Source organism: Virgibacillus litoralis (assembly GCF_017873675.1).
Lineage (GTDB): Bacteria > Bacillota > Bacilli > Bacillales > Amphibacillaceae > Lentibacillus > Lentibacillus litoralis.
The window spans coordinates 1-16,492 of sequence record NZ_JAGGKK010000035.1; the positions used below are offsets into that span (position 1 = coordinate 1).

A 16,492-nucleotide genomic window follows, 5' to 3' on the forward strand; every position below is an offset into this window, starting at 1 on the left:
AAGAAAAATTGGCTGGTTTAAGTCCAGTGGAATACCGAACTCAAACCAGCCAAACAGTTGCATAATCAAAACTCTAACTTTTGGGGGTCACTACCAAATTGCTCTACAATTCAATGCTCAATTTGTACTTCATTCTTACTATCAATACTACAAAAGTTTATTACTTACAGTGGGACAGCTAAAATTTATTAAAGGGATTCACATGAAAGCATATTTTGCTATCTTAGAACCCCTGATACATTGGAGTGCACCCCATAAATGACAAGTACCTTAGCTGCACATATTCAGTAAGAAAGTATTTGCAACCATACTTTTTTAACTGCTAAATAAACTACCTAGTTTGCTGGTCGACTGAACAAGCTTGGTAATATTTTGGTACGGATTGTTGGCATGTTCATCGTAATCATAACTGCAATTCGTCGTAAGAAACTAATCGCCAATAGAGTGTTTACTATTCTATATCTCCATTTAAAGACTAATGTCACTACGGTCAACAAAAATGTAAGAACTAAAAAGATTCTCATCCTGACACCCTTTTCTGCTAATGATGTTGTGTTATTAATTGTTTTCAACATGGTGTGATTTTATGCATCAGGATCCAATATATCGATCATACCAAATTCTTGCCTGAACAGGGTCTTCAGTTCCTTGAACGAGAACACGCCCATCTGTGAAAATGACAAGACTAATAGCTTCATTAAAAGTTGCTTTCAACAAAAATGGTGTACGTTGAACTATCGCTACTTTAGCTAATTGTTTTTCCCAGTTTTCCAGGTTCATTTTTGATTTCTGATGAATTTGAACTGTATCACGCCCACATAATACAGTCTCCGTATCTTGTGCAGTTCTTTGTAAGGCGGGATATTCATTTTTCTGGCATGTGCGGCAGCTTGGATCAGGGCTTGATAATTTCATATCATATTGCTGATTAAACCATATATCAACTGTTTTTAACGTGCTTCGTAAGTTACTTTTATTTCCAGTCAAATACTTTAATGTTTCAGTCACCTGTAAAGACGAGATCATATCAACTGCAGGTGATATGACGCCGACGGTATCACATGTTTGACCGTTATCGGAACCTTCGTTTGTAATACAACGTAAACATGGGGTTTCTTTGGGAATAAAGAACGCAGTCATGCCTCTTGAACTGACAACCCCACCATATGAAAATGGGATATTATATTTAAAACAAGTATCATTTAAAAGATAACGGGTAGAGAAATTATCTGTCCCATCCAATACTACATCAATGTCTTTTACTAATTCGTTTATATTTTCAGTTGTGACGTTACCTACAATTGCTTCAATTGAAACAGAGCTATTCATTTTTTCCAGTTTATTTTTTGCAGCTATAGCTTTTGGCATTGCTTGTTTAGCATCTTCTTCATCAAAGAGCATTTGTCGCTGTAGATTACTAAACTCAACATAATCACGGTCTATCAGACGTACTTTACCGATACCCGCTCGTACAAGATGATTACATATTACTGTACCTAATGCACCAGCACCAACAACAAGAACGGAACTTTTTGTCAATTTTTCTTGTCCTGATTCCTGTATTGGAGCAAACAACATTTGTCTTGAATAACGTGTCGAATCCGCCATAATCTCTCTCCTTATCACAGAAACCCGCTTTCTGTAATTATTTTATCTACCGGAATATCGAATGGTTCAGATGGTAATTCCCCTACTATTTGTTTATTGGAAGCAATGGATACTTTCTTATTAGAAAAGTCGCTTAAAAATCGATCATAATAACCTCCACCAAAGCCAATTCGAAATCCGTTATCGTCAAATAAAAGCCCTGGCACAATAAGTAACTCAATCACCCGTTTATCTATTTTTTCCGTTTTTTCTGGGATTGGCTCTAATAAGTTATAATAAACCACTTCCAATTGGTCATATGTATTTATTTTATAAAATTCAAGTTTTCGTTCTTTTGGTTGGCACTTCGGCACACAAATAGATTTCCCTTCCTGCCAAGCAATTTCAATGATTGGTTTTGTGTTCCATTCAAATCCATTGGAAATTGTAATACCCACAACAGCTGATTGCTTCCAAAAATCTGAGTTAACAATGTTTTGTGTCAGTTTCTCCTCGATATTCTTTCTCTCTGCTTCAGATAAACTCTTTAACATTGATATAGCATTCTTGCGTAATTCTGACTTAGCCATGTGCTCACCCCTCTATCAAAAGTATAAACAATCTGCGGTAAAAAATAAAACCCTTGCCTTCAATAGTGGCAAGAGTTCTATTTCAAAAAAATATTATTTTGTTTCACGATGCAATGTGTGTTTTTTTAGACGTGGGCTATATTTCATAAGCTCTAAACGTTCCGGGTTAGTACGCTTATTTTTAGTCGAAATGTAGGTACGATCGCCTGTTTCAGTACATGCTAAAGTAATATTTACGCGCATAAATTTTCCCTCCAAACTATAAAGTCTTGCTTTGGCAGATAAGAAAATCTTTCTTACTGCATAAGTGAACTAAGGCTTATCTACATTAAGGCTTGACGATAAGCCAAGTTTTCTAATAGGCATCTTTTATTATATTCAGACTCAATTATAATAGCAGATGTCAGAGAAACAATCAAGAATTTACTTGTAAAATATTGATGATTTCTCTTTTTTAAATAATATGTTATAAATATAATTATACATGAATGGAGGGAAGAAAAAAATGATGTATGTGATAATTACCATTATTGTCATCGCTGTTGTATTACTTGTATTATCTTTCTTTATGAACGACAAATTTGACGAACTGGAAAGTGAATTAGAGCAATTCTCAATTTCCACCATGCAAGATAACTACCAAATGAAAAAGAAAATTAAAATTTTAGAAGAAGAATTGCTTACCGATGACTTTTCCAATGATAACTTACATAATTAATAATTAACTACTAGAGAGATAGGGGAAAATAATGAAACAACCAATTCGATCATTCGCACTCGGACTCTTATCAGCTGGTATTCTTTTACTTATCATGAGTTATTTTACAGATAATCCACAAAATAAAAATGTAAACATGTCAACTGATGAAATGATTAAAAGTGTTGAAGCTGAAGGGTACCGTGTTTTAACAGAATCAGAGTACATTTCTGTTTCGGTAAAGTCAGAAGAGAATGAAAATACTGGTGAAAATGATAATAGCGAAACTCAGCCGAAAGAAGAACAAAAGAATTCGACTTCTAATGAGAGTCAGGAATCTGAGACAGAAGAAACTAATGATGAAGAGAAAAATGACCCAAGTACTGATGAAAATAGTAAAGTGAGCTATACTTTAACAGTAAAATCCGGTATGGCACCATCGACCATCAGCAGCACATTAGCTGAAAATGGCATTATTAAAGACCGTGATGAATTTACTCAGTATATGGAAGAACAAGGATATACTACGAAGGTTCAACTTGGTGATTTTGAATTAACAAGTAATATGAGCCATTACGAAATTGCTGAAGAAATAACTAATTAAGCTGTATTGCCACCGCAATACAGCTTTTTTCATTGTTTAGCGTAAGTTCTTTGCATGGTTTACTGGATTCTCGACTCATCCATATCCCTGAACAGGCGCTTACACTTTTGTTCATCTTAACTAGTTAAGTTTATAAGATTCGCCCTTTACCAGAAACAAAATACTTTCCCCAATATTGGTGATGTGGTCAGCGAATCGTTCGATATATCTGGCACTAAAAGCCATTTGCATTACGAATTGAATTTTTTCTGAATTTGTTGCTGTTTCGGTTAATAGTTCGTGAATGATTCGTTCATATAGTTTGTCGACCTGATCATCCATCTCAGATAACTTACCTGCTATAGAAATATCTTCATATTGGAATGCATGCATAGCAGTATGAGCCATTTCTACAGCCATATCACGCATCTGTTTTATTTCATGGTGAATTGTCAAATGGTGGTTCTCTCCTAAATGAATCGTCGATTTCGCAATATTTTTAGCATTATCCCCCATTCGCTCTAAATCTGTTGTAATTCTTAATGCAATTATCAATCGGCGTAAGTCGGTTGCAACTGGCTGCTGCTTTGCTATCAGTAAAATCGTTTTATCGTTAATAGAATGCTCTTGTTCATCTATTTTTTTATCCCGATCAATAACTTGATTCGCTAATTCAGTATCCTGGTTATACAACGCATCTACAGCTTCACACAATGCATTTTCTGTAGTTTCGGATAACACCATTATTTCCTCTTTAATATTGCTCAAGTCAGTTTCGAATTGTTCTCTAGCAACCATCAAAATCCTCCTTTAATCATTTTATCCAAAACGTCCGGTGATATAGTCCTCTGTACGTTTATCTTTAGGATTGGAGAAAAGTTCGTCTGTATTGCTGTACTCTATTACTTCCCCATTCAAGAAGAATGCAGTTTTATCCGATATTCTGGCAGCCTGCTGCATGTTATGCGTAACTATTACAATACTATAATCTTCCTTTAATTTTTGCACAAGTTCTTCTATTTTTGCTGTTGATATAGGATCTAACGCAGACGTTGGCTCATCCATCAAAATAACGTCTGGTTCAATTGCCAAGCATCTAGCAATACAAAGCCTTTGTTGTTGGCCACCAGATAAACCGAAAGCATTCTCTTGCAGACGATCTTTCACTTCATCCCATAGTGCCGCTCCTTTAAGACTTTTTTCAACGATCTCATCAAGCACCTTTTTCTTTTTAATACCATGAATTTTAGGTCCATATGCGACATTTTCATAAATAGACTTTGGAAAAGGATTTGGATGTTGAAATACCATACCAACATTTGTCCTTAATTCTTCAACTTTATATTTTGGGCTGAAAATATCTTTTCTGTTATAGCTGATGCTTCCCGACATCTTTACAGACGCGACGAGTTCAACCATTCGATTTAGTGCCTTAATGAATGTCGACTTACCACAGCCCGACGGTCCAATTATTGCCGTTACATTATTAGCAGGGATATCAAATTGGACATCCTGTAAAGCTTGATCATTTCCATACCATAAACTGAAGTTTTGAATTGAATAAATTGATTTAGAATCCCCGCTATTTGGTTTAACTGTTGTATTTGGAACTGGTACATGATTGGTCTTGGCTGCACTATTCATCTTAAAACCTCCTAATTAAAATCGCTTCGAAAACTTATTTCGTATGATGACGGCAATTGAGTTCATAAATAGCAATATGACTAGCAATACAATAATCCCTGTTGATGCCACTAAATGGAATTCCTCTTGCGGTCTGCCGGTCCAGTTGAATATCTGAATAGGTAATACAGTAAAACCAGACCAGACATTTTCCGGTAAATAAGCGATAAATGAGAGTGCACCTATCATTAGTAGTGGTGCTGTTTCTCCTATTGCTCGTGATAGAGCTAATATACCACCAGTAAGAATGCCTGGTATTGCTGCAGGTAACACAACGCGGCGAACGGTCTGCCATTTCGTGGCGCCCATTGCAAACGATGCCTCATACTGGTTCTTTGGGATAGCCCTTATTGCTTCCTGGGAAGATACAACAATTATCGGCAGAATTAACAAGCTCATTGTCAATCCACCCGCCATAATACTCCTTCCCATTTCCAATAATCGTACAAAAACTGTAAGGCCCAACAAACCAAATACAATGGAAGGTACTCCAGCAAGATTTGAAATATTCATTTGAATAAAGCGTGTAAATTTATTCCTACTTGCATATTCCTCTAAATATATAGCTGTTCCAATACCCAGTAATAGAGATACTGGCGCAGTTACAGCCATTAACCATAACGAACCGACGATTGCTGCTTTTATCCCGGCTTCTTCAGGAAATCTTGATGCAAAGTTTGTTAAAAACCCCCAGTCCAAATGACCGATACCTTCAGAAAGAACCCGGTATAACAATACTATTAAAACCACTATTCCAAATGCGGTAGCCGAGAAGAATAACTTATTCATAAATTGATTTTTTACTAATCGCTTACTCATTTTATTTTGAATAACCTGTTTATCGACCAAATTCATATTAGTATTCCTCCTTGAAACGACGGGAGATATATTGCGACAACAGATTCATTAATAACGTGAAAACAAACAACGTCATACCAACTGCATAAATACTGTAGTATGTGGTTGATCCATAAGACGCATCACCTAAAGTCACTTGTACAATATAACCTGTCATGGTCTGAATAGACTCGGTAACATCTAATGAAAGCTTTGGTGTTGCTCCAGCTGCGACAGCTACAATCATCGTCTCCCCAATTGCGCGTGATATACCTAATACAAATGAAGCAATTATTCCAGACAAAGCAGCTGGGACTACCACCTTTAACGCTACTTCCAGTCTAGTAGACCCCATAGCCAGGGCTCCTTCCCTCATATCATTGGGGACAGAACTCATTGCATCTTCAGATAATGATGCAATCATCGGAATAATCATTACCCCTACAACAATTCCGGGACTCAACGCATTAAAAACTGGTAAACTTGGAATGACGTTTTGCAGCATTGGAGTAACAAAAGTTAAAGCAAAAAAGCCATAAACAATTGTTGGAATACCTGCCAATATTTCTAATATAGGTTTAACGATTTTTCGTATATGTGGTGAAGCAAATTCGCTTAAATAAACTGCCGAAGCAAGTCCAATTGGAATCGCAACAGCCATTGCAATAACAGTGATCGATAATGTTCCTGATATTAATGGAAGAATTCCAAAACTTGGGTTTTCTCCAAATGGCCACCATTTTGTTCCTGTTATGAAATCAATAAAAGATACACGATTAAAGAAAGTGATTGTTTCCATTAACAACGTAAGTGTAATGCCAATTGTTGTCAGTACAGATATTATTGCACACAGCAAGAAAATCGTTGGTGCCGCTTTTTCTGAAAAACGAAGCAATAAACGATTTGATTTATTTTTTTTCATCATGTCTTTTACGTTAACTGCCATATAAATACTCCTCTATAAAATCGTTTTGTTGCTGTCTGACAATAGCGTATAATCTAAGCTGTATTTAAAGCAGGAAAGTGAGGAGAAGTTTGTTAATTTAACTTCCCTCGCATGTTTTGTTCCCACATTATTTTATTGTGTGAATAAATTTACTTACCTGCTAATTCCTCGACTTTTTTTAGGGCTTCTTCATACTTACTTTCCGGTTTGGCAACATACCCTACAGCTTTTGCCATCTCACCAGCATTTTCGAGTGTATATTTGGTGAATTCATATACTGAATCGTTTTGTAGTGCTTCATTTTTCACATAGATAAACAGTGGTCTGGAAAACGGATTATATTCACCTGACTGAATTGTTTCCTGACTCGGTTTTACTGCTTCCCCGTCACTGTTTACAATTGGTACTACCTTCAAATTATCTTTGTTTTCCGCGTAATAAGCATAGCCAAAGTAACCGATACCATTCGGTGATCCAGTAACACCCTGAACAAGGACATTATCATCTTCTGATAAAGAAGCGTCTTGTCGAATTTGCTTATCTTCTAATACTACTTCACTGAAATAATCAAATGTTCCAGAATCTGCTCCTGGGCTATAGAATTCAATTTCTTTATCAGGCCAGCCCTCACGTACGTCAGCCCAAGTTTTCACTCCGCCATCTTCACTCCACATTTTAGTCAGTTCTTCGACTGTTAACTGATCTACCCAATCATTTTCTTTATTTACTACAATTGATAATCCATCAAGAGCGACTTCAAATTCTGTATACTCAATTCCATTTTCCTCAAGTAGTGCTTTTTCTTCTTCTTTTATTGGACGGGAAGCATTTGAAATATGCGTCTCACCTGCGACAAACTTTTCAAAACCCCCACCGCTGCCGGATACCCCTATATTTACTCTTGTATCAGGATTAGCTGCTTGATATTCCTCGGCTACAGCCTCCATAATTGGGAATACAGTAGACGATCCATCGACCATTATTTCTTTCGTACTCTTTTCACCGTCACCGTTACCTTCTGAATTTTTACTGCCTTCTGCATTACCACATGCTGCTAATAGTAATACCAACAAGGACATTCCTAATGTTAAGATTAAAGACTTTGATTTCATTTTAATCCCCCTAATTATGGTAGTTTGTTAGAGAAGGAAATTTTTATAACCCCTCCCCTACAATGCAATCATAAATCACTAGTATTAACTCCCTATTAATTAGTTGTAAAAATAATGTAAAGTTAGTAGATTAATTAATTAAAGATTATTAAGTAGGTACTATTCACTATTACAATCGAATCTTAATCAGAAAAAGTGTCATTAAAAGTTAAAATTTTTAATGACACTTTTTCACGCCGACATACGAATATAGTTATAGAAATATAACTTAAAAACTTGGCTTTGGCCATGCTTTAATGGGGAAATCCTAGTTTGCACTTATGCAGTAAGAAAGGATTTATACTTTCTTAACTGCTAAAAAAACCCAAACCTTATTAATAAAGGTTTAGGCTTTTAGTGATAAAAGGGCTATTCTTCTTCTGTTTCTTCTTCTTCTTCTTGCAAATCAAAATAGGTATCTAAAATCTGTTCTCCGATTAATTTACTTGTTGGATGTGCATTTGGAATACCTGCATGTGGAACAACAACTGCAAAGGCGACTTCTGGATTGTCATATGGAGCATAACCAACAAGGCTATGATTTTCCGTATCCGTGGAAGTTCCATTTTCATGAAAGATTGTATACTCGGCAGTACCAGTTTTCCCAGCCGCTCGATATTCTTTATCTGCAAAGTTGCCAGCTGCTGTTCCGCCGGACTCTTGATATACTTGACGGAATCCTTCTTGAACACGCTCAATATAATTATCATCCATTACAATTTTATTTAAAAAATTTGTGTTCTTACTTTGATAAACCGTTCCCAATTCATTTTCATGGGGGACAGGCATCCTTATTTCTTTCATAAAATGTGGCTGAACACGATAGCCATCATTAGCAATGGTAGAAACATACTGCGCTAGCTGCAGTGTTGTATACGTATCATACTGACCAATTGCAAAGTCTAATAAATTACCCGCCTGAGGATTTGGACCCTTATAACCTGTTGATTCATATGGAAAATCAACGCCTGTTTTCACTCCAAGTCCAAATTGGCTGAAGTAATTGCGCATTTCCTGAAATGCTGCAGGGTTGAAATTCAGCTTATCATTTCGCTGATAATTGAAATCGCCCCCCATACGCATTGCAATATAAAACATATATACGTTGGAAGACTGTCTCAGTGCATCCAGATCATTAACCAAGCCAAGGTTGTTATACGAACTTTTTTCAGGCGTATCGGCAATTTTTATCGGCGCATCATAAAACGTCTGTCCAGGCTCAATAACACCTGATTCATATCCTGATAGCACAGTAGCACCTTTGACAGCAGACCCTGGTGGATGACCAGCGTACAAGGATTTCAGTCCAGCATTTTCAAATTCATTGTCATCCCTGTTATAGTGTTGTCCAGCAACAGCCAATAATTCACCTGTTTGAGGGTTCATTACAACCGCAAGAGCATCTTTCATATTTTTATTCTTAGCAGGTGCTTTTTGTATAGCCGTTTTCAGTTCTTTACGTAATATCTTATTTACCTCTTCTTGAAGTTCCATATCAATGGTCAGTACTAGATCTTTACCTCGTTGACCTTCAACTACTACTTCAGATTCAACAACCTTCCCGCTTTTATTTGTCGTATATTGAATCTTTTCCTTTCGGCCTCTTAAAATATTCTCATACTGCTCCTCTAATCCACTTCTGCCGACACGATCATTTCTGCTATAGCCTCTTGTAAGGTAATACTCTTCCTTCTCAGCTAAAATCCCTTGTGACTGAGATGTTATGGTGCCTATAAAGTTACTAAAGGTTTTTCCGTATGGTTTTTCGCGATCCCAATCGGTAGTAGCGTTGACCCCTGGTAATACATCTAAATGTTCAGCCACACGTGCAAATTCTTTTGGTGTTACGTTTTCGTTCTTAATAACTTGTGGCGTTAATGTCATCGCCTTATCCATTTCTTTTTTAATGGCCATTATTTCAAGCTGCTTTTCAGAGTAACCCTTGATTTCTCTCTCTTTTATTCGGTCAAGCATCGTATTATATTCTTCAGCATTATCCATTTCTTCTATTTCTTTATCCGTTAATCGAGATTTAGCCTCTTCCATATTATTCAAATACCAATACTCTTTTTTATTACGTGTTGAAACACCATAATCCCGATTCCCATCTTTATCTTCATGTGGATCCATTGATATATATGTAGCTAATTTTTCGGCCACATCTAACCTGTCTTTTGCCTGAATACCCTTTGCAGGTGTATAAGTAATTGAATATAATGGGTTATTATCAACAATTAAATTATGGTTTCGATCATACATTTTCCCCCGTGGCACTGGTATCTCTGTATAATCATTTTCAGTTTTATCGATTTCTGCCTGGAATTCTTCCCCATTTAATATCTGCACGACACCTAGCTGTAAAATTAAAACTGAAAACAATAAAAAGACGATAAAAAATAGTATATTTAAACGAAAGGGAAGTTGAGACTTTTTCTTTTTCTTTTTTTGAACCATGCTTCGGTTTCTCCCCCTTTATATAATATTATCTCAACCTATTATAGCATTTATCTCTTTAAATTCTAACAGGTATTAACGATTTTTTTCATCTGTCAATTGTTCTTTAATCATGACCTCCTTTTTACGTGGACTGCCTAAATAAATATCTTTAACAAATACATAAATTATTAAATGTCCAAGTCCAAATGCTGCTAATAAAATCGGAATTACTTTTTCTGCTTCAAATAAAGTAATAGCTAGCATGAAGATCACTATAGCTGTTACTCTCCCGGAATTGACAAACAGTTCTCGTACAACAATATATTCAACTCGAAATTCTTTTGCCTTCCACGCTTTACCGATAACATCATATGTCATGGAAACATAAGGAACATTAATAATTGGGTATGCAATACCTATTATTGCAGCATAAACAATAAGTTGAGTATAACTAATACTGAACAGAATAATGTAAATGGAAAAATATAAAATTAACCCACCTGTAAGAATTGCTTTTTTTCGCATAGACGGTTTAATCCACTTCGTTACAATAAAGTAGAAAATAAAAGAGAGCCCAGATAAAAATAAGTTAAACATCCCTAAAGCAAATTCACTCTGAGTTGTAATGAATACCCAAATAGCAATAACAAACAGAAATATCCCTTCTCGCAAGCCTTGAAAGACATGTGCATTTAGGATTTTTCTCCAATTATTATTATGTCTTCTCTCAGCTAATACCCGTTTAAAATGAAAAGCACCTTCTGCCTGACGACGTTTTAAGATAAAACTGCATCCAACTGCACCAATAAACAAACAGAAAGAAATTGTAAAGATAGTAGTATACCCAATATTTGCTTCCATTTTTGCTATAATCGTACCAGCTAACAGCGGGCCGATCATACCACTAAATGATTGGAGAATACCTAGAAAACCATTGAAAAAATCTCTTGATTCTGGTTCTGTTATTTCAAATGTAAGTACATTAAATGCTAACCAGTAGAACCCAAAACCAATACCCAGTAAACCGCCCAATAAAAAGTTGTAGGTTGCAGCTTTCTCAGCAATAATTAACACACTCAAAAAAAATAGAGATAAGAATATTACCCCTAATCGCAACACAATAACCCGATCAACTTTTTTAGCTATCTTCCCCGCCAAAATAAAAGTGAGCGGTTGAAACAAATATATTCCTAAGTTATACATAGCAATTGTAATGTAATCACCGGATTGCTTCCATAAATATATATTGACGAACGTATTAGAGAGAAATATTCCTAACGAATAAAGCCCCCCTATTACCAGCAAAAAAATGAGATCCCTGTTTATATCTACTTTTCCTGCTATATTTTGAAAGATTTTATGCATATCCTTTGCTCCTTTTTATCGTTTATAGTTTGAGCAAATAGGGGTTAGATATGCAATATAATTACATTAGGAAACTTGGCCAAATAAAAGTTCACTCTGCTTTCTTTGAACCTTATACATTGGAATACATACTTAATATATAGTTAAGCCCTTAAATTCATTTTTTCAACTACAAAAAAGACACGGGAACTATTTTCCCCGTGTCTTTTTAAAATAAATTAATTACTTAGCGTTGTTATAATTTTTAGCTACTTCATCCCAATTCACTACATTCCAAAAAGCAGAAGCGTAATCAGGACGCTTGTTTTGATATTTAAGATAATATGCGTGCTCCCAAACATCAAGTCCTAAGATTGGCGTTTTGCCATCCGATAACGGTGTGTCCTGGTTTGGAGTGCTAGTTACTTCAAGTTCACCATTGTTTACTACTAGCCATGCCCAGCCAGAACCGAAACGGCCTTTTGCTGCTGATTCAAATTCTTCCTTAAACTTATCAAAACTGCCAAATTTATCATTTAACTTATCAGCTAATTCGCCAGATGGATTTCCGCCACCATTAGGTGACATAACTTTCCAGAATAAGCTATGGTTTACATGCCCACCACCATTGTTGCGGACAGCGGTACGGATATTTTCAGGTACTGCATCAAGATTACTCATAAGATCTTCAATAGATTTTTCTTGAAGGTCTGCGTGTCCTTCTAAAGCACCGTTTAATTTTGTTACATAAGTATTATGATGCTTCGTATGGTGAATGTTCATCGTTTCTTTATCGATTGTAGGTTCTAAAGCATCGTATGCATAAGGTAATTCTGGTAGTTCAAATTTAGCCATTATTAATTTCCTCCTTTAATAATTATGTTATTAAAAGGTTTGAATATTCACCCTTTAAAATAAAGATTATCAAAGCTATCACACACATGCAAATTATATGCATATTTTTACAGTGTTGATAGTGAAAATAATCCACAGTAAATTATTCCCGGATTCTAGCATGTAAAACATACCTTTAGAGAATGAACAAAAGTGAAGCTCTAACGTATGGAATGTCTTAAGCGCTGTGGTGGTTCAACGTTGCCACAGGGGAAGTCCACTAAGCGCTAGGAGTTGGCCGGTGAGAACAGCCACGTCATGTGGCGTTCTCACCGACACTATACGTCCTGTACGGCGGAACTCTACGTGGCTAATTCGGGTGTCCAGTTTATCCACTGCACTTAAATTTTACGCTAAACAATAAAAAAACAAGCAATTTGCTTGTTTCAGGATGGCTCCGGACGGAATCGAACCGCCGACACAAGGATTTTCAGTCCTTTGCTCTACCGACTGAGCTACAGAGCCATATAAAAGTATAAGTAGTATGGCATTATTATTTAGGGCTCGTCGTGAAATATGTATGGAGGAGGAAGAGGGATTCGAACCCCCGCGGGCTTTGACACCCCTGTCGGTTTTCAAGACCGATCCCTTCAGCCAGACTTGGGTATTCCTCCGAGTTTTAATGGTGGACCCTGCAGGACTCGAACCTGCGACCGATCGGTTATGAGCCGATAGCTCTAACCAGCTGAGCTAAGGGTCCTCTCTAAGTATCTTAATGGGGCGACCGGTGGGGATCGAACCCACGAATGCCGGAGCCACAATCCGGTGCGTTAACCACTTCGCCACGACCGCCATTAATATATAGTTTATGGTAGCGGCGGAGGGGATCGAACCCCCGACCTCACGGGTATGAACCGTACGCTCTCGCCAGCTGAGCTACACCGCCACATGGCTCCACAGGTAGGAATCGAACCTACGACCGATCGGTTAACAGCCGATTGCTCTACCGCTGAGCTACTGTGGAATAATCTTAAGTATTGTTCAAGGTAATACAACCTTATTTTTTGTGCTAGTCATGTTGAAAAGTGACTTATAATTTATTAGCGACGAAATATAATTTACCATGTACGACAGAATCTGTCAATAACTTAAGCAATAATTTTTATTTATGTATGAAATCTTATGTAGAAGCATCTTTTAGAAGCACTAATAAACACTATAGCATTTTATAAGGAGGTTTTCAATAAAAAAAAGAGGTGCATTATGCACCTCCTCAAATATTACTCTCCTAATACTTCCTCAGCAATATTTACTGCGTGATCACCAATTCGTTCAAGGTTACTGATTATATCGACAAATACGATACCAGCTGAGCCACTGCATAAACCCTCATTCATACGAATAATATGCTTTTTGCGATAAGTTCTTTCCATTTTGTCAATCTGATCCTCTTTTTGGACTACCGCTAGTGCTTCTTCACGATCCATTTTATCAAGTGCTTCCACTGCTTGTTTAATTGTTAAAATGGTTAAATCAAACATATTATTTAAATCCTCTTCAGCTTGCTCTGTTAGGTAAACTTTATTTGAAATTTTATAGTCAATTAATTCTAAAATATTTTCAAAATGATCACCAACCCGTTCAATATCACGAACAGAATCAATTAATGCTGTGTGCGTCGCACTTTCCAATTCAGACATAGACTCTCCGGATAATTCAACTAAATAATCGGTAATTTTACGATCCAAATTATTTAGTGCTCCTTCTAACTGCATCGCCATTTCTGAATGTTTCTGGTTTTGTGTTGTTAGATATAAATGCGTTTCCTCAAGACCCTTGTAAGCATATTCACCCATGTGGATGACTTCTGCTTTTGCTTGATTCAGTGCTAATGAAGATGACTGTTGGATAAATATAGGGTCTAAATGTTTTGGCTTGTACTCAACAATGGTATCTTCCCCTGGAATAATTTTAGTTACAAGCCATGCTAAACCAGCAATAAATGGAAATTGTACTAACGTATTTACCAGGTTAAAGCTACCATGTGCGAAGGCGATAGTCATTTCTGGATTTAAATTAAGACTTGACTGTAAATACAAGACATATTGCGTAAATGCTCCCAATAGAATTAGAAATACTGTTGTACCTACCAGGTTAAATATAACATGTACAAATGCTGCACGTTTAGCAGCGATACTAGTTCCAATTGACGCAAAAACAGCCGTAATGGTAGTCCCAATGTTATCACCAAATAAGACTGGTACTGCTGCTTTTAACTCTATTGCACCTTCAGAAAATAACCCTTGCAAGATACCTATTGTAGCACTGGAACTTTGTACAACGACAGTAAATACCGTACCAATGACAACACCTAAAATAGGGTTTTCACTCATACTTAAGGTTAATTCATGAAATGCCTGGACGCCTTCCAACGGTGCCATCGCATCACCCATGAACCTCAAACCTAAAAATAACGCTCCAAAACCAAAAATGGCTTGACCCACATTTTGAAACTTTTGATTTTTAAAGAAAAATAGCAGAAAACAACCAACGGCTATAATTGGCAATGCATAGGCCTCTAGGTCGATACCTATAATAAAGGCAGTTACAGTCGTACCTATGTTAGCACCCATAATAACGCCAATAGCCTGCCTTAATGTCATAAATCCGGCATTAACCAACCCGACAGTTAATACTGTTGTACCAGAACTGCTTTGAATTAGAATCGTTACCACTATCCCAGCCAATACACCTAGGAAAGGATTGCTGGTTGTTTTGTCAAGTATATTTCGAAGCCTGTCACCAGCAGATTTTTGCAAGCCTTCCCCCATAAACTTAATACCTAACAGGAAAATACCTAGTCCACCGACAAACTCAAATATCAGTTGCTGCACATCGATATCCAAAAATAATTCCACCCTTCTAATCATGTTGAAATCTGTCAATATACCTTGTCCATTATTAAAGATAATTTCATCGTTTGTAAAGTAATTATTTAAAACTTAACATAAAATTTACATTCATATGTACACCTAAATTTAATGCTATACTTATTAACTACCCTAACTCAAGGATTTTCATTCTTAGTAGTAGAAGATTAGTTAGTCAACAAATGTGGTTCTAATAAAGAATTTGCTTTGTTAAAGCCTCTACAACGACAAATTAGTCCTCAATAAATTTACTTTTCTATTTGTCAAAAAAAGTATACCCATGAACAATGATAACGAATTCATTTTTGGGTTTATTTCTATATGACTTTTTGCATATACTACAAACTTGGTACAGCATTAAAAAAATATAAAATGCTGGATCTAGTTTGTTTTGGATTTTCGTTAAGAAAGCATAAATCCTTTCTTACTGCATAAGAGCAACTAAGGTATTCGCAAATAAGGCTTGGCGAATGCCAAGTTTTCTAAGGATTTTTGATTTTTATATGTAAACTTTCATGGTAGTGCGATAGCACCAGGAGGCTCAAGCCATGCCCGCGGTAAGCGTCCGACTGCAGTGGAAATCATCAAGCCTTCAAATGTCATTTGTATAATGCTAACATATGGATTGCTTCTGTTTTATGGGAGTTATGGTATGTTTTAAACTGGCAGGATTATACAATAAGAGGATGAAGTATTGTAACTCGAAATGAGAATCCGCCAAACGGACGAAATGAATCCTCATTCCGCTAATTAGCAGAAAAGGTGCTCTCGGAAGGGCTAGACGGATCCTCGTTCCGCTGATATGAACAAAACTGTCAAGTCCCAAGCTGTTTTTCCCTTTTTTGGGTATACTTAATACAAGAAGCCATTTTAA

14 protein-coding genes and 6 tRNA genes are annotated in these 16,492 nt (G+C 36.4%); 2 read left to right on the forward strand and 18 right to left on the reverse strand.

Annotated features, from left to right (window positions below; all coding sequences use genetic code 11):
* Positions 1 to 591: 591 nt before the first annotated feature.
* The 3 genes from J2Z82_RS18830 to rpmG form a co-directional block, all read right to left on the reverse strand.
* Positions 592 to 1,608, reverse strand: a complete 1,017-nt coding sequence (locus tag J2Z82_RS18830) for a ThiF family adenylyltransferase (RefSeq protein ID WP_209482343.1) — start codon at positions 1,606 to 1,608, stop codon at positions 592 to 594.
* Positions 1,609 to 1,622: 14 nt separating this feature from the next.
* Positions 1,623 to 2,177 carry a 5-formyltetrahydrofolate cyclo-ligase gene (locus tag J2Z82_RS18835; protein WP_209482344.1) on the reverse strand — a complete coding sequence of 185 codons (555 nt, stop codon included), beginning with the start codon at positions 2,175 to 2,177 and terminating at the stop codon, positions 1,623 to 1,625.
* Positions 2,178 to 2,270: 93 nt separating this feature from the next.
* A complete protein-coding gene (gene rpmG / locus J2Z82_RS18840; protein WP_209482345.1) occupies positions 2,271 to 2,420 on the reverse strand; it encodes a 50S ribosomal protein L33 in 150 nt (49 codons plus the stop codon).
* Between the two features lie 262 nt (positions 2,421 to 2,682).
* On the opposite strand from rpmG, the gene J2Z82_RS18845 reads away from it, so the two are divergent.
* Both J2Z82_RS18845 and J2Z82_RS18850 read left to right on the forward strand, forming a co-directional pair.
* Positions 2,683 to 2,895, forward strand: a complete 213-nt coding sequence (locus J2Z82_RS18845) for a hypothetical protein (RefSeq protein WP_209482346.1) — start codon at positions 2,683 to 2,685, stop codon at positions 2,893 to 2,895.
* A gap of 31 nt (positions 2,896 to 2,926) precedes the next feature.
* On the forward strand, positions 2,927 to 3,478 hold the full coding sequence (locus tag J2Z82_RS18850) for an endolytic transglycosylase MltG (protein ID WP_209482356.1): 552 nt from the start codon (positions 2,927 to 2,929) through the stop codon (positions 3,476 to 3,478).
* Between the two features lie 120 nt (positions 3,479 to 3,598).
* On the opposite strand, the gene phoU is transcribed toward J2Z82_RS18850, so the two are convergent.
* From phoU to J2Z82_RS18925, 15 genes are all read right to left on the reverse strand, one after another.
* Complete coding sequence (gene phoU / locus J2Z82_RS18855) at positions 3,599 to 4,255, reverse strand: phosphate signaling complex protein PhoU (protein WP_209482347.1); 657 nt, start codon at positions 4,253 to 4,255, stop codon at positions 3,599 to 3,601.
* 21 nt (positions 4,256 to 4,276) lie between these two features.
* Positions 4,277 to 5,101, reverse strand: a complete 825-nt coding sequence (gene pstB / locus J2Z82_RS18860; RefSeq protein WP_209482348.1) for a phosphate ABC transporter ATP-binding protein PstB — start codon at positions 5,099 to 5,101, stop codon at positions 4,277 to 4,279.
* 15 nt (positions 5,102 to 5,116) lie between these two features.
* Positions 5,117 to 5,995 carry a phosphate ABC transporter permease PstA gene (gene pstA / locus J2Z82_RS18865; protein ID WP_209482349.1) on the reverse strand — a complete coding sequence of 293 codons (879 nt, stop codon included), beginning with the start codon at positions 5,993 to 5,995 and terminating at the stop codon, positions 5,117 to 5,119.
* A gap of 1 nt (position 5,996) precedes the next feature.
* The gene (gene pstC / locus J2Z82_RS18870; RefSeq protein WP_209482350.1) at positions 5,997 to 6,923 is read right to left on the reverse strand and encodes a phosphate ABC transporter permease subunit PstC; all 927 of its coding nucleotides are present in this window, start codon (positions 6,921 to 6,923) and stop codon (positions 5,997 to 5,999) included.
* A gap of 149 nt (positions 6,924 to 7,072) precedes the next feature.
* Positions 7,073 to 8,035, reverse strand: a complete 963-nt coding sequence (locus tag J2Z82_RS18875) for a PstS family phosphate ABC transporter substrate-binding protein (protein WP_209482351.1) — start codon at positions 8,033 to 8,035, stop codon at positions 7,073 to 7,075.
* 408 nt (positions 8,036 to 8,443) lie between these two features.
* The gene (locus tag J2Z82_RS18880; RefSeq protein WP_209482352.1) at positions 8,444 to 10,528 is read right to left on the reverse strand and encodes a peptidoglycan D,D-transpeptidase FtsI family protein; all 2,085 of its coding nucleotides are present in this window, start codon (positions 10,526 to 10,528) and stop codon (positions 8,444 to 8,446) included.
* Between the two features lie 75 nt (positions 10,529 to 10,603).
* Positions 10,604 to 11,875, reverse strand: a complete 1,272-nt coding sequence (locus tag J2Z82_RS18885; RefSeq protein ID WP_209482353.1) for an MFS transporter — start codon at positions 11,873 to 11,875, stop codon at positions 10,604 to 10,606.
* A gap of 222 nt (positions 11,876 to 12,097) precedes the next feature.
* Entirely contained in the window at positions 12,098 to 12,709 is a 612-nt protein-coding gene (locus J2Z82_RS18890; RefSeq protein ID WP_209482354.1) for a superoxide dismutase, read from the reverse strand.
* 431 nt (positions 12,710 to 13,140) lie between these two features.
* Positions 13,141 to 13,213 (reverse strand) — tRNA-Phe (locus J2Z82_RS18895).
* A 56-nt stretch (positions 13,214 to 13,269) separates the two neighbouring features.
* Positions 13,270 to 13,362: transfer RNA gene (locus J2Z82_RS18900), tRNA-Ser, on the reverse strand.
* Positions 13,363 to 13,371: 9 nt separating this feature from the next.
* Positions 13,372 to 13,448, reverse strand: a tRNA-Ile gene (locus J2Z82_RS18905).
* A 16-nt stretch (positions 13,449 to 13,464) separates the two neighbouring features.
* A tRNA-His gene (locus J2Z82_RS18910) sits at positions 13,465 to 13,540 on the reverse strand.
* A gap of 17 nt (positions 13,541 to 13,557) precedes the next feature.
* Positions 13,558 to 13,634, reverse strand: a tRNA-Met gene (locus J2Z82_RS18915).
* Between the two features lie 3 nt (positions 13,635 to 13,637).
* A tRNA-Asn gene (locus J2Z82_RS18920) sits at positions 13,638 to 13,712 on the reverse strand.
* Positions 13,713 to 13,968: 256 nt separating this feature from the next.
* Entirely contained in the window at positions 13,969 to 15,594 is a 1,626-nt protein-coding gene (locus J2Z82_RS18925; RefSeq protein WP_209482355.1) for a Na/Pi cotransporter family protein, read from the reverse strand.
* Positions 15,595 to 16,492 lie beyond the last annotated feature (898 nt).